Raw genomic sequence first — 16,288 nt, 5'->3', positions numbered from 1 at the left:
TCGTCCCACCACTGGCAAGGTGGCAGGAAAAGCTGATCTATATTGGAGGGACAGCGGGGGCGCGAAGAATTGCTACCGTCCGGGCCTGCCTGTCTTGCCCGGCCGGCGCTTTTCGCGGCGGGCGTCGCCTTGGTCTTCGTAGGAGCCGATGCCGGAGCGTTGACGGACGATAGGCTTGTCGGCATCGCCGCGATCCTTCGCGCCCCTCTCTGTCCTGCCGGACATCTCCTCCACGGGGGAGATTGGCTGTGGCTTCGCCGGGACTTTTCCCTCTACCGGTTTTTCGGTGCGACGCACCGTCATCTCGTCGAGCGAGTTCTTTTTGAACAGCGGCTTGGTCGCATCGCCGGGGATGCCGAAGTCGGAGCCATGCGCTTCTTCCGCCGACTGCTTCTTGAACAGCGACCGCGACACCGCGCCTGACGGCGTCGGCATGTCGGTACCAGGTCCCATATCGTCCAGTGACGGCTTGGCGAACAGTGGCTTCTTCACCGGCACGGCGCCGTCGGCGCCCATCTCGTCGAGATCGGGCTTGCGGAAGAGGTTGGGCCTGGCGGCCTTGGCTGCCTCTTCGGCGGCGCGTGCCTGATCGAGCTTGCGGAACCGTTCCTGTTCCTCCAATGTCCGATGCTTGGCCACGCCCTTGTTGTGCTTGCCCTTTTCGCGGCCAGAGGCCGGACTTTGGCCTTCCACCTCGCGCGCCAGCGGATCGTCGGAGATCGACAATTCCATCTCGTGCAGCCGCTTGATCTCGTCGCGGATGCGGGCCGCCTTTTCGAAGTCGAGATTGGCGGCGGCGTCGCGCATCTGCTTGTCCAGCGCGTCGAGATGGGCCTTGAAATTGTTGCCCATCATGGCGCCGGCGCTGTCGGTGAACTGCGAGATGTCGGCGCGAACATGGTCCTTCTCGTAGACCGAGTCCAGAATATCGGAGATGCGCGACTTGACCGATTCCGGCGTGATGCCGTTGGCGGCGTTCCACTCCATCTGCTTCTCGCGGCGCCGGTTGGTCTCGGCCATCGCCCGCTCCATCGAACCGGTGACCTGGTCCGCGTAGAGGATGACCTTGCCGTCGACATTGCGGGCGGCACGGCCGATGGTCTGGATCAGCGAGGTTTCCGAACGCAGGAAACCTTCCTTGTCAGCGTCGAGAATGGCGACGAAGCCGCATTCGGGAATATCGAGGCCTTCGCGCAAAAGGTTGATGCCGACCAGCACGTCGAAGGCGCCGAGGCGCAGGTCGCGCAGGATCTCGATGCGCTCCAGCGTGTCGATGTCGGAGTGCATGTAACGCACGCGCACGCCCTGCTCGTGCAGGTATTCGGTCAGGTCCTCCGCCATGCGCTTGGTCAGCACCGTCACCAGTGTGCGATATCCCGCCTTGGTGGTGTCGCGGATCTCACCGACGACGTCGTCGACCTGGCTCTTGGCCGGGCGCACCTCGACCGGCGGATCGATCAGGCCGGTCGGGCGGATAACCTGTTCGGCGAAGACGCCGCCGGCCTGTTCCATCTCCCAGCCGCCCGGTGTCGCCGAAACGGCAACCGAGAGCGGCCGCATTGCGTCCCATTCCTCGAAGCGCAGCGGTCGGTTGTCCATGCAGGAGGGCAGGCGGAAGCCATATTCGGCCAGCGTCGCCTTGCGCCTGAAGTCGCCGCGATACATGCCCCCGATCTGCGGCACGGTGACGTGGCTCTCGTCGATGAAGACCAGCGCGTTGTCGGGAATGTATTCGAACAAGGTGGGCGGCGGATCGCCGGGCTGGCGGCCGGTAAGGTAGCGCGAATAGTTCTCGATGCCGGCGCAGGAGCCGGTGGCTTCCAGCATTTCGAGGTCGAAGCGGCAGCGCTGCTCCAGCCGCTGCGCCTCGAGCAGACGGCCGGCGCGCTCGAGTTCCACCAGCCGGTGCTTGAGCTCTTCCTTGATCGACTTGATCGCCTGATTGAGCGTCGGGCGCGGCGTCACATAGTGCGAGTTGGCGTAGATCTTGACGCTCTTCAACTCGCCGGTCTTCTGGCCGGTCAGCGGATCGAACTCGGTGATCGCCTCGATCTCGTCGCCGAACATCGAGATGCGCCAGGCGCGGTCCTCAAGGTGGGCCGGGAAGATCTCGATCGTGTCGCCGCGCACGCGGAACGAGCCGCGCACGAAATTGATGTCCTGGCGCTTGTACTGCTGGGCAACGAGGTCGGCGAGCAGAGCGCGCTGGTCGAGCCGGTCGCCGATCTGCATCTGGAAGGTCATCGCCGTGTAGGTCTCGACCGAACCGATACCGTAGATGCAGGATACGGAGGCGACGATGATGACGTCGTCGCGCTCGAGCAGCGAACGCGTCGCCGAATGGCGCATGCGGTCGATCTGCTCGTTGATCGAGGATTCCTTCTCGATGAAGGTGTCGGTGCGCGGAACGTAGGCTTCCGGCTGGTAATAATCGTAATAGGAGACGAAATACTCCACCGCGTTGTCGGGGAAGAATTTCTTGAACTCGGAATAGAGCTGCGCGGCCAGCGTCTTGTTGGGCGCCAGGATCAGAGCGGGGCGCTGCGTCTCCTCGATCACCTTGGCCATGGTGAAGGTTTTTCCGGAGCCGGTGACGCCGAGCAGCACCTGGGTGCGGTCGTTGTTGTCGACGCCCTCGACCAGATCCTTGATGGCGGTCGGCTGGTCGCCGGCGGGCTCGAAATCCGACACCATCTTGATGGCGATGCCGCCTTCGGATTTTTCCGGCCGGGCAGGGCGGTGCGGCGTCCACAGCACGCCGTCCTTGTGCAGCGGATTGCCGGATTCGATTAGCGCCGAGAGCGCGGCCACCGTGGCGGTGACGCCACTGGACGACATCGTCTCGGCTTCTTCCAGCGAGATGTCGAGCCCGGCGACCGGATTGAGGCCGGCCGCCGTGCGTTCGCGGGCCGACGCGGCGCCGCCCATCGAGGTGCCGCGCGCGGTGCGGCCCGGCGCGGCGGAGCGCTCGGGTATTTTCTTCGGCGACTTGGCGCCGCCGCCTTTGCCCGCGGCGCGTCCTTCCCGTTCAGCCTCCTGCTCGATCTGCTCGGCCCAATCGGCGATCGAGCCGGTCAGCGGCGTGCCCGACAATTCGGCCTGCGGCATCTCGGCGAAGCCGCCTTTGTGCAGCGGTTCCGAGGCGTCGAGGAAATCGGTCAGCGGGCTGCGCCGCTTCGGCGCGGCGCGGTCCTCATTCGCCGTCGGCGGCGTTCTTTTATCGGGGGATTTGGCCATGTCCCGAATATGGGATTTCTCGGCCAAAATGGAAAGAGCGCGATGAGGACGGGCCGGCGGTCGCGTCAGGCTCCTGACAGAAGGCTGTCAGGAGGTGGCGGACGGTTTCGCCTTATCTCAAGCGCCGCTTCCGTTCGACGCGACCCGGGTCGCCGATCCGTTCAGGCGATCCACCACGACGAGGCGGGTGACCTTGCCCTTCTTGAAGGCGGCGAGGAAGCGGGAATAGTCCCTGAAGACGACGCAGCCATTGGATTCGGCGCGACCGCCCCGCAGCATGTAGGTATGCGCGAGCAGGCCGTTGCGGTTGTATTTGTTGCCGCCGCTCGTCGGGGTCAGGCGGATCGCCTCGACGCCGTGGAAGCGGGATTCGCGCAGCGACAGATTGTAGGTGTTGGGCGGCGTCGGGCCACGGTCCTTGACGTGGACATAGCGCGGCTGGTCGACCATTGCGCCGAGGCCGGAATGCGCCTCGAGCCGCTGGCCGTCGGGCATGTAGACGGTCTTGGCACTGATGTCGTAGACGGCGACGCCATGGCCGGCGCCGCTTCCGGCGCTCGGGCCGTTGAACAGGTTCCTGAACGCCTGGCCGAGGCCGCCCGAAGGCGTGTCCGGCTTGGCATAGGCCAGCACGTCGCCACCATCACGGGTCCGGCCTTGCCGGGCCGGCTGCCTGGCTTGCTGGACGGGCTTCGGCTGGGGCGCCGGCTTCTGCTCCAAGGTCCTGGGCTGTGCGGCCGGCTTGTCCTCTTCCACGATCCGGGGTTGCCGCGGCGCGTCATATTGCGGGCGGCGGGTCGGCAGCGGCACGTCGTCGGTGAGCGCATCCGGCAGCGAAGCGGCGTCGCCCGGCTGTTCCTGCTGGGTCTCGACAGGCGCCACCGCGACATCGGCGGAGGATTCGGTCATCGGCAGCGGCGAGGCGAAAGCTTCGTCCTCGACCGGCATCGACTCGACCAGGGCAAGCGCCAGCTGCGCGTTGTCGGGCGTTTCCGACTGGGCAAAGCCCATCGGCGCCGGCGCGGTCTGCACGACGGAACCCGTTTCGGCGCGGGCGAAGCGTTCCGCCGCCGGAGCCGGCATGTCGTTGGACAGGCTGGCCATGACCTGGACGGACGGCACGAGGGACGCCTCGGTGATCCGTGGAGTGGCGCTGGAAATCACTGGATGGGTGCTGGCCGCGGTCGCCGGCTTTCCCGCGCCGGCGAAGGCAGCGGCGAGCTTTGTCGGCGACAGCGACGCTTCCATCAGTTCGAAGCGCTGCTGCGATTTCGACTTCGCCGACGTTGGCTTGGCCTGCGCCACCAGGCGCCCGGATTTCTCCGCCTTGGAGGTTATCGCGGCCAGCTTGAAGCAACTGGCACCGCACTGTACGGCATGGTCGTGCAGCGCCTGCGCGCCGCCATGCGCATTGGCTGTCATGAAGGGCGCCGAAGAGCTGAGGAAATGCTGCTTCAGCGGATCGGCGAGAGCGAGCGTGCCCGGCATGGACAGCGTCTGCGGCAGGCCGACCGACGTGACCGAAAGCGAGGCACCGACAGAGCTAAGGCCGGCCATGGTGCCGATCAGCCATAGGCCGACGGCGGCGCTGACGCCCGGCACCGCAATCCAGCGGACAACCCGTTCAGGGGTGAAGGATGAGGCACGTGGCGCTTCGAAGGCGGTCTCGCCGCTGCAACGCCTGTCCCCGACAATTTTACGACTCAACAACGCCATGCAACCAATCTTGCTCCAATCGGCTCCCACGTCCGCGGCTGTGATAGCCGCGACGACCATTCTGTGAGTGATCCCAGGTGGTCCCCGACGCGTTTGCCGCGCCTGTCGTTAGTTGCCGATTGCTTCAAAATATGGACAAAGTTGGTTAACCAATCCCTCTCAAAACCAATCGAGAGACGTGGACTTTGTGCCGAAAAAGGCTCGTCCACGACCATGCACGCGGTATTGCAGCCCTTCCAAGGCTTTTTTGCTGCCTGTTTTTGCCGGGCGAGTCAAGCGAAACAGCCTTCGCTAATCCTCGCAAAAGGCGATTCGGCGCTTCCGGGACAGTGAGGCACGCCAAATGCCTGTCGGCCGGGCGCCCGCAAACATCACGGGTGCCAACAGATTTTGTTGCCGTGCTGCCACAAGTCTTCGGCCCAAAAGGGTCGGCTCTCGGGGCTCATAGCAGCGGTCGTGGTGGGCTCCTACGGCTCCAACGCCGCTGTCCAAGGGTTCCCTACTTTCGGATACGTCGGAGTTCGGCCGACGCGCAGCGTCCGCGCCGCTCAGTTGAACCACAGTGCGAACGTCAAAAACCCGCCACCTCCAAACTCGCGCTGGATCTGGTCGAAATCCTCGCTGGTCAGGATCTTGCCGCTCTCCAGATAAGGCGCGATGCCGGGACCGGTGATCGAGAGTACGAGGTCGAAGGGTTTAGGCTCGTCGAAGAAGCGCTTCATGTTGATCCCTTTGCCGGTGATGCGGAAGTGCGGCAGCAGCGCGCGGCCTTCGAGCAGGTCCTCGGCCATCGTCAGGGTCGCGAGCCAGGCCTGCACCTGCTCCTCGCCGACTTCGAGGCCGGTGAGCGGGTTCTCGCCCTTTTGCTGCGGGCCGGGCAGCCATTCGCGGTCATTGTCGGTCTCGGCGCGGATCGCCTTCCAGTCCTCGCGCGACAGCCGGATCATTTCGAGCAGCTCCTGGCGCGCCGCCTTGCGGCGTTCCGGTTCGACAACCGGCCAGTTGACGAGATGCACCATCGAGATGAAGTCGGCGATGCGCCATTCCGAGGAGAAGATGCTCGAGCCCATCTCGCTTGGCGGCGGCACGAGGATGTCCTGCAACGGCAGCTTGGCGCGCGGAAACAGCATGTGGAACGAGCCGTCGAACGTGCCCTTGAAATCATGCGCCAGCCAGAAATCGGCCTGCGCCATCAGGAATTCGGCATAGCCTTGCAGCCAATAGCCGTCGGCGCGGTCGAAGCGGAAGGTGAGCGCGGGGGCTGTATCGCCCTGGGAGATGCCGCCGCGCGACAGCGCCGCCATGATCGCCGCCATGCTTTCATCCGGTGCGATGGTGCCGTCCTCGTTGAGGTCGATGCCGACATGGGTGAGGTCGATGACCATGCCGATATCGGCATCGGCCGGCACCGAACCAAGCGTGGTGGCGGACTTTGCCAGCCGGTCACGGAAGGCCACCAGTATGGCGCGGAACTCTTCGTAGGTCAGCGGCTCGGGATTGGGGTTCGCCGGTACCGGCAGCTGCATCAGCGGCAGCATGAAGGATTGCGGGCTCTCAAACCCATGGCGATGCAGGCCGCTGGCCAGCAGTTCCAGCGCGGTGAAGAACTCGCCGGCGCCGGCGGCATAGGCTGACGCTGGATCTTTCGGCGCGGCCGCTTCCAGTGTCGACAGCGCGCCGTCGCGCGCGGCCACGGTCCTTGCCTCGAACAAAGCTGTTGCCGCTTCGGGCATGGCCGCCGATGCGGACGACAGCGGCACGAGCACAATGAAAGCCGATGCCAGCAGGCTTGCTATTCGTGTCATCTTTTCCCTCCCATTTGTCGGGCGACCATACACAGATTTACGACGCCGCGCCTGTCGATGCCGGCACGCTGTCCACATCGTTGCATGAATGTCGCCGGGCACGCTTCAACCGGTCCGTCGGACGGTCTACAGAAGGCCAACGATGAGGCGTGCCGTGTCGAACTATCCGCTCTCCTACAAACTGTCCTGGCTGCCGCGTTTCCTAAAACCGTCGCTCGGCGGTGGCGCCACTGGATTTGCGCCGGCATCGGGGACGCTGATGGACCCGCTACCGAGACAGACGGTGCGGCTGGCCGTCATCGGCGACATCTCGGCGGTATCCAACCGGAGCGCGCCGGACTGCGATCCGGCGATCAAGGCGCTGCTGGGCACGGCCGACCTGGTGATCGGCAATTGCGAAAGCCCTGTCGTCGACAGGCCGAGCGCCGTGCTGGGGACAAAGCTCGGTACGCATCATGCGATGAGCGAACGCTTTCTGGCCGAGGCACTCGCGGCGGTTGGCATCAGGCGCGAAAAACTGGTCCTGTCGCTGGCCAACAATCATGTGTTCGACCAGGGCGTCGCCGGTTTCGACGCGACGGTCGCGGCGTTGAAGCGGCTCGGTGTCGGCATCATCGGCCTCGCCGCCAAGGGTCCGGTCGAACGCTTCGCTGCCGGGCCGCTCGCTCTCGGCTTCGCCGCTTTCACGCTCTGGCGCAACGCCGATGAGAGACTGTTTGCCGACCGCGTCTCGATGGAAGGCGATCCGGCGCGCTGGCCGCGCGAGGCGAGTGCTGGGGTCGATCTCCTCTGTGCCGTGCCGCACTGGGATTGGGAATTCCGGCATTTTCCGCGCGCCGCAACACGGGCACTGGCGCGGCGGCTGGCCGGGCAGGGCGTCGGTCTGATCGCCGGCCATCACGCCCATGTCGTGCAGCCGGTGGAGCGGATCGGCGGGACGGTGATTGCCTATGGGCTCGGCGATTTCCTCGGCACGGCTTTTGCCCGGCAGCCATGGCCGGGGCGGATTGGCGGGATTTTCATCGTGGACGTCAGCGCCGATGCGGAGACGCGCGGCGCTGTCGCGTCCTACTGGTTTCATCCCTTTGTGCGCTTGCGTGCGGGAGACCACGAACGGCTGCTGCCGGTCGAGGCATTGGACGAGCCCATGCGGCAAAAAATCGAGGGCCGGCTGGACGCGATCTTTCCTGCTTCCCTTGTGGACGCGTCGCCCTGACCGCGTGACAGGTCCACGACAGGGCAGGGGTAAGCGCTGGCGACTTTCCCGCGAAAATGGCTATCATGCGGCAACACTGGCGGCGGGGATTGGCGATGGAGACGGCGGATTTCATGCCGGGCGCGGCTGCTATCGCAGCCATCAAGAAAGACATCGAGGTCTACGAAGCGAAAAGGGCCTCGGTGGCACGCGCGGCCAAGTGGCGCGCACCGTTGTTCGTTGGCCTGGTGGTCGTCTTCGTGGCGCTCATTGCGTGGCTGTTCAACAAGGTCGCCGATCCCAACGAGCAATGGTTCTCGACGCCGCACGTATTTCTCTACGTGGTCGGCTTCGTGGTGGCGATCGTGCTCTATTTCCGGGCGATCAGGCCGGCGGCGAGGCTGCAGCAATCATTTCGCCAGACGCTGATGCCGATCATCTTCGGCTTCATTGGGGATATGCGCTACCAGCATGACGTGACGCCGCATTCCTTTGACCGATTGCCGCGCGAGACCGTCGGCGGTTTCACCATGAGCCGCTTCGACGATATCATCTCCGGACGATATGACGGATTTGCGTTCGAACTGTACGAAGCCGACCTATGGGACGGGGGCGCCACCAAGAACAAGGCGACCACATTCAAGGGCGTCGTCGTCGCCTTCGAAACCATCGAGCCGTTTCCAGGAATACTGGTCGCGGCGCGACGTGCCAGTGGTGTGATCGGCTTTTTCCGCGGCATGTTCGCGCCCAGGATGCAGGAACTGCCTTCCGGCGTGCCGGAGCTCGACGCCGCATACGAGTTCCGCACCAACAATGTCGAGGCGGCGCGGCCGCTGGTGACCGGCCGGCTGGCGCAAGCGCTGAAATGGCTCGGCGAAACCTGGCCGGACGAGCCCGCGCGTGTCGCGCTCAACGGCAGTGACGGTTTTCTGCTCCTGCCACAACCGAAGAACTTTTTTGAGCTACCTGATATTTCGGTACCGCTCGACTACGCCAGCCATGTCGCACCGATGATTTCGGACCTGGGTGCCATGCTGGCGACCGCGGCACTGGTGCGCAAGATCGGCGCAAGCTAGTCCGGTTGGGCAAACGATCAACAATCGTAACCGGATTTGTCGCGCAGGTTGTCCGCTTCTTCCTTCGACATCCTCTTGAACATCACACACACGGTGAAGCTACCTACCTGCCGCCCGTCGCGCCTGTATCCCCAGTCCGAAATATCGTCCCTGGTGAATTCTATCTCCTGGCCGAGGACGACATTGCGCACAGCTGCCGGTTCGTTTGCCAATATGCCGACGAACCCCGTTTCGGTACGCTGGAACGGGATGACCCAGAAGTGCTCGCTGATATCCCCATCGCGCACCTCGACCTTCAATTTGAACCTGTCCGTCCCCGAGGGCGGCGTTCCGGCCAAGGCCAGGAACTCATCCAGGCTGGCAAGAGCCTTTGCAGTTGCCGTCGCCATCTCGGGGTCTTCCGTAGCAAAGATAAGCGCTTTGTCATCGTTCGGATTCGCGGCTTGCGCGCCGGCCGATCCCGGAGCACACGCCAACATCATCAAGGACATCATGGACCGGACTGCAAGCTTCATGGAAAGGCCCCCTCATGGTAACGGCGCACCATCCGGCATCCGTTCCAGATTTGCAACCGGAGCGCGAGTTTCGTCCATTTCAATTGGCGATCTGAACTGAACCATGACACAAAATGTGTATCGATAACCGCTCGGCGGTCTGTTTCGTGATGCTCCTCGAGACGGATTGCGGCGGCCGCGCCGTGATCGCAACCGCTCGCCACAATCCGTCTAAACGACTCTTTTCGCGAACAGAAATGCGCTCGCCGGGGGAACCGAAGCGGCCTGAAATGATGTCGGCCGCAGACAATATGTCGGAATTAAGCCTATGATATCCTTTGCGAAAATTCACCCAACGTGATTTGCCGACGATGGCTGTTTCGTTCCAGTCTCGGGCCGTCCGGTGCTGCCCTCTCCCAAGCGGTACCGGAAAACCGAAACAGCACGGAGTGCTATCCATGAAGAAGACCCTCGCAACCACCGCCGCTTTGCTCGCCTTCCTCGGCACGGCCTATGCCGCGACCGTTCAGGGCACCATCCAGGCCGTCGATCCGACAACCAAGTCGGTCACCCTCGACGACGGCAAGATCTACCAGCTGTCGCCCGATGCGTCGGTCGGGAAACTGAAGGTCGGCGCCAAGGTGGCGGTGACCGTCGACGACAAGACCGGCATGGTGACGTCGATCAAGAAGGCCTCATAGAGACTGCCGACCGGACTTTGAGACCCTGCTCCAATCTGGCCGGTTCCTTGGGGAACCGGCCATTTTCATTAGCTTGGACCGTCACCGCCAGGCGACGACGGCGGCGGAACGCCGTTGCGGCAGAGGCGCTATGGTTTTTGCCAAAAGGCCGCGCTATTCCTTGGCCGCCGGGGGATCCGCATGGCCGAGGAACAAAAGGGATTTCGCCTGTCGCGGCGGTTACTGCTGGGGGCGGCCGTCTTTGGCGGCGCCGTGCTGTGGGGCGGCACCACCGTGGCGCGGCTGGCGCGAGGCCCGTCAGGGCCGAAGAACACCGGACGCATCGCCGATGTAGACGGTATCGCGCTGCCGCTGAAGCCGATCGCGAGCCCGCCCGCCTTCGATCCGTCGCTGCCCTGGCTGGCCAAAGGCGGCGACATCAACGATGCCAGCGGTCTGTCGAGGACGCCGGTCTATGGCGTCGTCGAGATCAGCGAGGAAGAGCATATCGCCAAGGCGCTCGCCTTCGCGCGCGCCAACGGGCTGAAAGTGTCGCTGGCGGCCATCCGCCATTCGATGGGCGGGCATGCTTTCGACGACAATGCGCTGGTCCTGGATATGAGAAAGTTCAGCAAGGTTACGGTGGACGCCGCGGCCAAGACCATGACCTTGCAGCCGGGCGCGTGCTGGCACGATATCCAGACCATGCTGCATCCGCGCTTCGCGGTGAAGGCGATGCAGTCGACCGATATTTTTTCGGTCGGCGGCTCGCTGTCGGTGAACGCGCATGGCATGGACCATCAGGCGGGCTCGGTGGCCGGCTCCATCCGCTCGATGCGGGTGATGCTGGCGGACGGGTCGGTGACCACCTGCTCGCCAACCGAAAACATCGAGCTGTTCCGACATGTCGTCGGCGGCTACGGTCTGTTCGGCGTGGTGCTGGAGGCGACGCTCGATATCGTCGACAATGCCGTCTACCGCACCTCGCGCGAGATCATCAGATCCGACGATTTCCCGAAATTCTTCGCCGAGGTGCTGGAGCCGAACAAGGACATCGGCCTGTTCTACGGGCATCTGTCGACCGCGCCGGGCAATTTCCTAGAGGACATGATCGTCTACCGCTACGATAAGGTGGCGGAGCAGCCGCCGGCCGACCAGCCGGCGCTCGGCGAACCCGATGGCGTCGGCCTGAAGCGGGTGATCATGAACATGGCCAAATGGGGCAGCGCGTTCCAGGAACTGAAATGGTTCACTGAAAAGACGCTGGAGCCGAAATTCGAAAGCTGCACGGTGCCGCGTAGCTCGGCGCTTGCCCAGGGCGAGGCCTGTCTCGTCACCCGCAACAACCCGATGCACGATTCGGTGCCGTATCTGTTCAACGACCTCATGAACGAGACCGACATACTGCACGAATATTTTATTCCTCGCGCGAGCTATAATCCATTCGTCGCGGAAGCGCGCGAGATCCTGCGCAACCAGGATCTGCCGGTGCTCAACGCCTCGGTGCGCATCGTCCACAAGGAGGACGTGGCGCTGACCTACGCGCCGGAGGCGGCCTATTCGCTGGTGCTCTATATCAACCAGCCGGCCGATGCCGATGGCAATGCCAGGATGCGGGCGCTGACGCGGGCGCTGATCGACGTGACGATCAAGCATGGCGGGCGCTTCTTCCTGCCCTACCAGCTGCACTATACGGCCAAGGAATTGCTGGCGTCCTATCCCGAATTGCCGGCCTTCCTGACGGCAAAGCGGCACTATGACCCGGCGGAACTGTTTTCCTCGACCTTCTACCGTGCCATCAAGGCGCTGAGCGGGACGGTGTAGACGGCACGCGGGCCGTCCTACAGGCCCGTCGGCATCAGCCCAGCCAGCCAGTTCACGGAGCGCTTTGCCGCGTCGGCGGTTGCCGAGGCGGCGCGGCCGAGATCGGTCTTGACCACGGCGTAGCCGTTCTTCGTGCGATAGAGCACGCCGGTTCCGCCGTCGACCACCTGTTCATAGGCGACGGGTCGGGCAGCGGCCGCGTCCAGGGCCGTCGTGGGCGAACCGACCGGGACGCTCGGCCGATGGCTGAGCTCTGGCGGCAGCGGGCTTTCCGTCCCGACGACCCGGCTGGCGGGCTTCAGTTCCGGGCCCGACGCGATCGCGGCCAGGTGCGAGGAGGACGCCGAGCCCTTCGCGCGGCAGATGCCGGACACCAGCGGATAATTGAAATTGCGCTCGTGCAGGATCTGGCTCTTCATCGCCGCTTCGCAATCGGCGATGGTCGACCACTTGGCCGGCGTCTCGCCGATATATTCGCACAGCTTAGCGTCGCAGTCGCAGCCGACGATGGTCATGGCGACAAGGGCGGTCTTGATCACGGTCTCGTCCCTTCGAGATGCCCCCCGGCAGCCCAGTCAGGCATGTCGCGCCTTCAGGCCGACATGCGATCTTCCATTGCGCGCGAACAAGGCGGGATTTTGCCGCGATTGTGGAATGAGCATGACGGCTCGCCGATCCTGGCCAGGCGTGGCTGAAAAACCTCAGTAGTCGTAGACGTGTTCGAGCCTGGCGCCGGCCTTGATCAGCGACGGCAGCACCAGATGCAGCTTGCGCACGGCCACGACCATGCCGGTGCGGCGCGTCGAGGGCTCCGCCGGCAGCGGATAGCTGAAAAGGATGCGCATGCCTTCGGGAATGGCGATCGAATCGGTCGACAGCACCGTGACCATGATCTCGTCATTGCCGCCGATCTCGACAAAGGAGACACCCTTGTCGATCAGCCGCGGGATCATGTCGGTGAACACCTGGTAGCGCCTGGTGACGAAGACGGTGCCGTCCGCGCCGTAATCGCGTTCCAGCAAGGTGTCGGGCTCGTTGCGGGTGGCTTCGCCGACCGGCCCCCTGGCCCAGACATGGACATCGAGGAAGGCCGGGTCGGAGGTCGCGGCAAGCGCCTTGGTGATCAGGTCGGCATAGCCTTGCTTGATGGTGTCGGCGAGACCGAAGGCAAGCTTGCGTTCGCTGGTGCGGATGGAACTGTCACCAGGCGCCGGCTGCACCGCGAACAGCCCGGCGCGCTTCTCGGCATAAGGGAACTGGTACCACGGCACCTGATCGAGGAAAGAAGCATACTCCGCAGCCACCTTGGCCTGGTAGATGTCGGCCGCCGTGCGCTTGGCTGACGTCGCCTCGGTGATGCGACCGACCGTGTTCTCATAGGCCCATTGCAGGATATGCTCGATCGAATGGCTGGTGCCGATGATGACCAGCATCTGGTGGTTGGCGTAGTTGAACCTGTAGGGAGAACTGGCGCGGATCACCGTGGCATAGTCTTGCCAGAAGCGGCCGACATAGGACCAATAGGGAAAGCCGCTCGGCTGGTCCTTGGCGACGAAACCGGCATATTCGCGCGCGGCGTAGACGATCGCCCATTCCGGGTAGGTGAGGAAGGTCGACTCCTCCGGCCGCTGGTAGCCGAGGATTTCGGCGCGCACCTTGTCGGCCAGTGCCTTGGGCGGCGCGCCGTCGGCAATGCCTGGCAGCGGCGTCCTGTCGAGCGCCGGCGTCGTCAGGAAGCCATAGGCCAGCCCGGCGATCGGGATCAGGATGACGATGACGATCAGCCAGAGGATCGCCTTGACGATGCGCTTTATCAAGCGGAACAGGAACATGGCCCGTCAGGCCGTGGCGAAGTGGTCGTAGATGCGCTTCGACAGCCAGAAGCCGATATAGACGGCGATGCCGCCAATGACGATGTGCGGCAGGTTGGCGAAGAAGCGGGCAGGGAATTCGATGTCGTTGAGGGAGCGGAAGCCGTTGATGAAGATACCGGCATCGAGGCAGCCTGAGCCGGTGATCAGCCCGAGCACGCCGTCGAACAGGTAGACCGAGCCGAACAGCTTAAAATAGAACACCGCCTGGCGATGCGAGATGAAGGCGGCGGCCAACGCCCAGACGCCGGAGAAGGCGTGCAGCAGGTCGTCGTACCATTGCAATGAGAACAGGCCGAACAGATTGCCGTCTGCATCGTTGAAGGCCGGAATGTAGCCGATGGCCACGACGCCGAAGAACAAGAACGCGTAGGCGACTGCAAGCTTCTGGATCAGCGTCATGAAGTATCCCCCTTCTACGAGCCCATTTGTAAACGCTACTCTGCCAGCCGCCTGACGCGGTTTTCTGCGCTTCCGCGTTCTACTGCACCGCAGTAGAACTGTGCTCACGGACCCAAAGGTCCGCTGTGCTTCGGTTCTCGAAAACCACGCCATCCGACTCGGCAGAGCGCGTTTTCAAACGGGCTCTGACGACGTCGAACGTTAGCTGATTTTGCCGCCGGTTGCAGCCCCAACCGGAAACACCGTAAAAATTGCGTGGGAGAGCCAAAAGACAGTCGGCGCCGGGATTTCTCCCAGCGCCTCCCTGTCAGATCAGGACACGGTCGCGGCAGCAACTTCCGTAAAGTCGTCGCGCCATGCCGGCCTTGATTTTGACGGTCCTGCCAGAAGCCACCCGAGAGCAGCATCCGTTCCAGACCACGCCGGTCTTGGCCCTCGCGGGCCTTTGCCCTGCGTGCCATCGAAGGTTTTTGCCGTCCTTCATGGCAGCATCGGTCCGCCGTCGGCGTTGGCACGCTTTCCGCGGCCCCGTAGGTCTCGGCTTCCGTCCCTTGAACAAGCAAGCCTGCTCTCGTTCCGGGCCGTACGGGCCTCAGGAAATCCGCCTTTCACTTCGCCTTTCGGCTTGATGATCGGTAGCCGCCTGAGATGGGTTCAACTTACGCCGGGTAAGGGGTTTGGGGAATGGCCGCGCCCCTGTGGATAGCGGGATTATCGGGGACCAAGGCCAGAAGCCAGGGAAGTTCAAGCGCGAAGGCCTTAGACAGCCTGCCCCGCGCTTTTTGGCGTCCATGGCCGAACGCGCCCTTGCTCCGCCGGCCGGTACGAGTTTGAATGCCGGCAAAGGATCGGGCATCCAGGTCCGGCGTCGGGGAGGGCGAAACTTGAAGGTCGGGGTGGTGCTCAATCCGATTGCCGGCGGCGGCCGGCTGAAACGGCATTGGCCTGACGTCGCCGCCGCGCTGAAAAAGCACTTCGGCGATTTCGAACTGCGCGAGACGCAGGCCGAAGGCGACGCCGAGCGGCTGGCGCTCGATCTCGCGGCAAACGGCTTCGACCTGGTGATCGCGGCCGGCGGCGACGGCACGGCGAGCGAGGTGGCCGACGGCTTGCTGCAGGCCCGCGAGGAGGGCGGCAGGACGACCGAGCTTGGCCTGCTGCCGTGCGGCACCGGCATCGACTTCGCGCGCGGGCTCGGCCTGCCGAAGGAGATCGGCGCGACGCTGGAACGGATTGCCGGGGCGAAGGCCAGGGCGGTCGATGCCGGCCGCATCTGCTATATCGACGACCATGGCGCGCTGGCCAGCCGCCACTTCATCAACATCGCCAGCCTTGGCCTGTCGGGCGCCACTGATCGCGCCGTCAATGCCGACAAGCGCAAGGGCAGGATGTCGGCCAAGGCGCTGTTCCTGTGGCGCACCGTGGTCGAGTTCATCCGCTACCGCTTCCAGGACGTGCGGATCACAGTCGACGACGGCACGCCGGTCGAGGCGCGCATGGCGCTGGTGGCGGTGGCCAATGGCAAATTCTTCGGCGGCGGCATGATGATCGCGCCCGATGCCGAACTGACCGATGGACGGTTCGACATCGTCATCCTGCGCGCGGCGGGCAAGCTGAAGCTGATCTGGGACATCCGCCTGCTCTATGGTGGGCGGCACCGCAACCATCCAGCGATCACCATCCTGCGCGGCAGGAAAGTGGTTGTCGAACCGCTCGGCGACGTCGAGAAGAATGGCGCGCTGGTCGACATAGACGGCGAGTCACCGGGGCGCATACCCGCCACCTTCGAGATCCTGCCTGGTGCGTTGCTGGTGAGATATTGAATCAAGGCACAGCCCGGCGGTGGAGCGTCTCAACGTCGTCATCCCAGGGCGAAGCAGGAGCGAAGCTCCGTCGCGGAGACACTGGGATCCATGCCGTGATATTGGCCGAAGAGTGCGGCGGAGCCGAAATCAGCACCGTTGCAGCGCCTTGATGTTACGGGATGG

At 64.0% G+C, this 16,288-nt stretch carries 12 protein-coding genes; 5 read left to right on the top strand and 7 right to left on the bottom strand.

What is annotated here, in order from left to right; genetic code table 11:
• Positions 1-72: 72 nt before the first annotated feature.
• The 3 genes from uvrB to FJ936_RS04960 form a co-directional block, all read right to left on the bottom strand.
• Positions 73-3,237, bottom strand: a complete 3,165-nt coding sequence (uvrB, locus tag FJ936_RS04970) for an excinuclease ABC subunit UvrB (RefSeq protein ID WP_140721741.1) — start codon at positions 3,235-3,237, stop codon at positions 73-75.
• Positions 3,238-3,354: 117 nt separating this feature from the next.
• Positions 3,355-4,953, bottom strand: coding sequence for a DUF2778 domain-containing protein (locus tag FJ936_RS04965; RefSeq protein WP_140789642.1), 1,599 nt, complete (start codon positions 4,951-4,953; stop codon positions 3,355-3,357).
• Between the two features lie 548 nt (positions 4,954-5,501).
• The gene (locus FJ936_RS04960; protein WP_140721747.1) at positions 5,502-6,758 is read right to left on the bottom strand and encodes a hypothetical protein; all 1,257 of its coding nucleotides are present in this window, start codon (positions 6,756-6,758) and stop codon (positions 5,502-5,504) included.
• 142 nt (positions 6,759-6,900) lie between these two features.
• On the opposite strand from FJ936_RS04960, the gene FJ936_RS04955 reads away from it, so the two are divergent.
• Both FJ936_RS04955 and FJ936_RS04950 read left to right on the top strand, forming a co-directional pair.
• A complete protein-coding gene (locus FJ936_RS04955; RefSeq protein WP_181171216.1) occupies positions 6,901-7,974 on the top strand; it encodes a CapA family protein in 1,074 nt (357 codons plus the stop codon).
• 95 nt (positions 7,975-8,069) lie between these two features.
• Positions 8,070-9,029 (top strand): DUF3137 domain-containing protein, encoded by a 960-nt coding sequence (locus tag FJ936_RS04950; RefSeq protein ID WP_140721749.1) that lies wholly within the window; start codon positions 8,070-8,072, stop codon positions 9,027-9,029.
• A gap of 17 nt (positions 9,030-9,046) precedes the next feature.
• On the opposite strand, the gene FJ936_RS04945 is transcribed toward FJ936_RS04950, so the two are convergent.
• A complete protein-coding gene (locus FJ936_RS04945) occupies positions 9,047-9,544 on the bottom strand; it encodes a DUF2314 domain-containing protein (RefSeq protein ID WP_140789641.1) in 498 nt (165 codons plus the stop codon).
• A 437-nt stretch (positions 9,545-9,981) separates the two neighbouring features.
• Between FJ936_RS04945 and FJ936_RS04940 the strand changes: the two genes are divergently transcribed.
• Both FJ936_RS04940 and FJ936_RS04935 read left to right on the top strand, forming a co-directional pair.
• The gene (locus FJ936_RS04940; RefSeq protein ID WP_015316128.1) at positions 9,982-10,224 is read left to right on the top strand and encodes a DUF1344 domain-containing protein; all 243 of its coding nucleotides are present in this window, start codon (positions 9,982-9,984) and stop codon (positions 10,222-10,224) included.
• 180 nt (positions 10,225-10,404) lie between these two features.
• Positions 10,405-12,027, top strand: a complete 1,623-nt coding sequence (locus tag FJ936_RS04935) for an FAD-binding oxidoreductase (RefSeq protein ID WP_141906192.1) — start codon at positions 10,405-10,407, stop codon at positions 12,025-12,027.
• A 17-nt stretch (positions 12,028-12,044) separates the two neighbouring features.
• Here FJ936_RS04935 and FJ936_RS04930 read toward each other — a convergent pair whose 3' ends face one another.
• The 3 genes from FJ936_RS04930 to FJ936_RS04920 all read right to left on the bottom strand — a co-directional run bounded on the left by FJ936_RS04930 (position 12,045) and on the right by FJ936_RS04920 (position 14,300).
• The gene (locus FJ936_RS04930; RefSeq protein WP_140721757.1) at positions 12,045-12,566 is read right to left on the bottom strand and encodes a hypothetical protein; all 522 of its coding nucleotides are present in this window, start codon (positions 12,564-12,566) and stop codon (positions 12,045-12,047) included.
• A gap of 162 nt (positions 12,567-12,728) precedes the next feature.
• Positions 12,729-13,859 carry a hypothetical protein gene (locus FJ936_RS04925; RefSeq protein WP_140721760.1) on the bottom strand — a complete coding sequence of 377 codons (1,131 nt, stop codon included), beginning with the start codon at positions 13,857-13,859 and terminating at the stop codon, positions 12,729-12,731.
• A gap of 6 nt (positions 13,860-13,865) precedes the next feature.
• Positions 13,866-14,300, bottom strand: coding sequence for a hypothetical protein (locus FJ936_RS04920; RefSeq protein WP_140617720.1), 435 nt, complete (start codon positions 14,298-14,300; stop codon positions 13,866-13,868).
• 884 nt (positions 14,301-15,184) lie between these two features.
• Here FJ936_RS04920 and FJ936_RS04915 point away from each other — a divergent pair.
• Entirely contained in the window at positions 15,185-16,123 is a 939-nt protein-coding gene (locus FJ936_RS04915; RefSeq protein WP_015316133.1) for a diacylglycerol kinase family protein, read from the top strand.
• Positions 16,124-16,288: the final 165 nt, after the last annotated feature.

It is taken from the genome of Mesorhizobium sp. B2-4-13, assembly GCF_006658535.1.
GTDB classification, from domain to species: Bacteria; Pseudomonadota; Alphaproteobacteria; order Rhizobiales; family Rhizobiaceae; genus Mesorhizobium; species Mesorhizobium australicum.
This window is presented reverse-complemented; position numbering and strand designations above follow the sequence as displayed.

What these genes read in the sequence shown, in the direction of transcription:
- uvrB (WP_140721741.1), bottom strand. Translation starts at nt 3,237, where the DNA reads ATGGCCAAATCCCCCGATAAAAGAACGCCGCCGACGGCGAATGAGGAC.
- FJ936_RS04965 (WP_140789642.1), bottom strand. Translation starts at nt 4,953, where the DNA reads ATGGCGTTGTTGAGTCGTAAAATTGTCGGGGACAGGCGTTGCAGCGGC.
- FJ936_RS04960 (WP_140721747.1), bottom strand. Translation starts at nt 6,758, where the DNA reads ATGACACGAATAGCAAGCCTGCTGGCATCGGCTTTCATTGTGCTCGTG.
- FJ936_RS04955 (WP_181171216.1), top strand. Translation starts at nt 6,901, where the DNA reads ATGAGGCGTGCCGTGTCGAACTATCCGCTCTCCTACAAACTGTCCTGG.
- FJ936_RS04950 (WP_140721749.1), top strand. Translation starts at nt 8,070, where the DNA reads ATGGAGACGGCGGATTTCATGCCGGGCGCGGCTGCTATCGCAGCCATC.
- FJ936_RS04945 (WP_140789641.1), bottom strand. Translation starts at nt 9,544, where the DNA reads ATGAAGCTTGCAGTCCGGTCCATGATGTCCTTGATGATGTTGGCGTGT.
- FJ936_RS04940 (WP_015316128.1), top strand. Translation starts at nt 9,982, where the DNA reads ATGAAGAAGACCCTCGCAACCACCGCCGCTTTGCTCGCCTTCCTCGGC.
- FJ936_RS04935 (WP_141906192.1), top strand. Translation starts at nt 10,405, where the DNA reads ATGGCCGAGGAACAAAAGGGATTTCGCCTGTCGCGGCGGTTACTGCTG.
- FJ936_RS04925 (WP_140721760.1), bottom strand. Translation starts at nt 13,859, where the DNA reads ATGTTCCTGTTCCGCTTGATAAAGCGCATCGTCAAGGCGATCCTCTGG.
- FJ936_RS04920 (WP_140617720.1), bottom strand. Translation starts at nt 14,300, where the DNA reads ATGACGCTGATCCAGAAGCTTGCAGTCGCCTACGCGTTCTTGTTCTTC.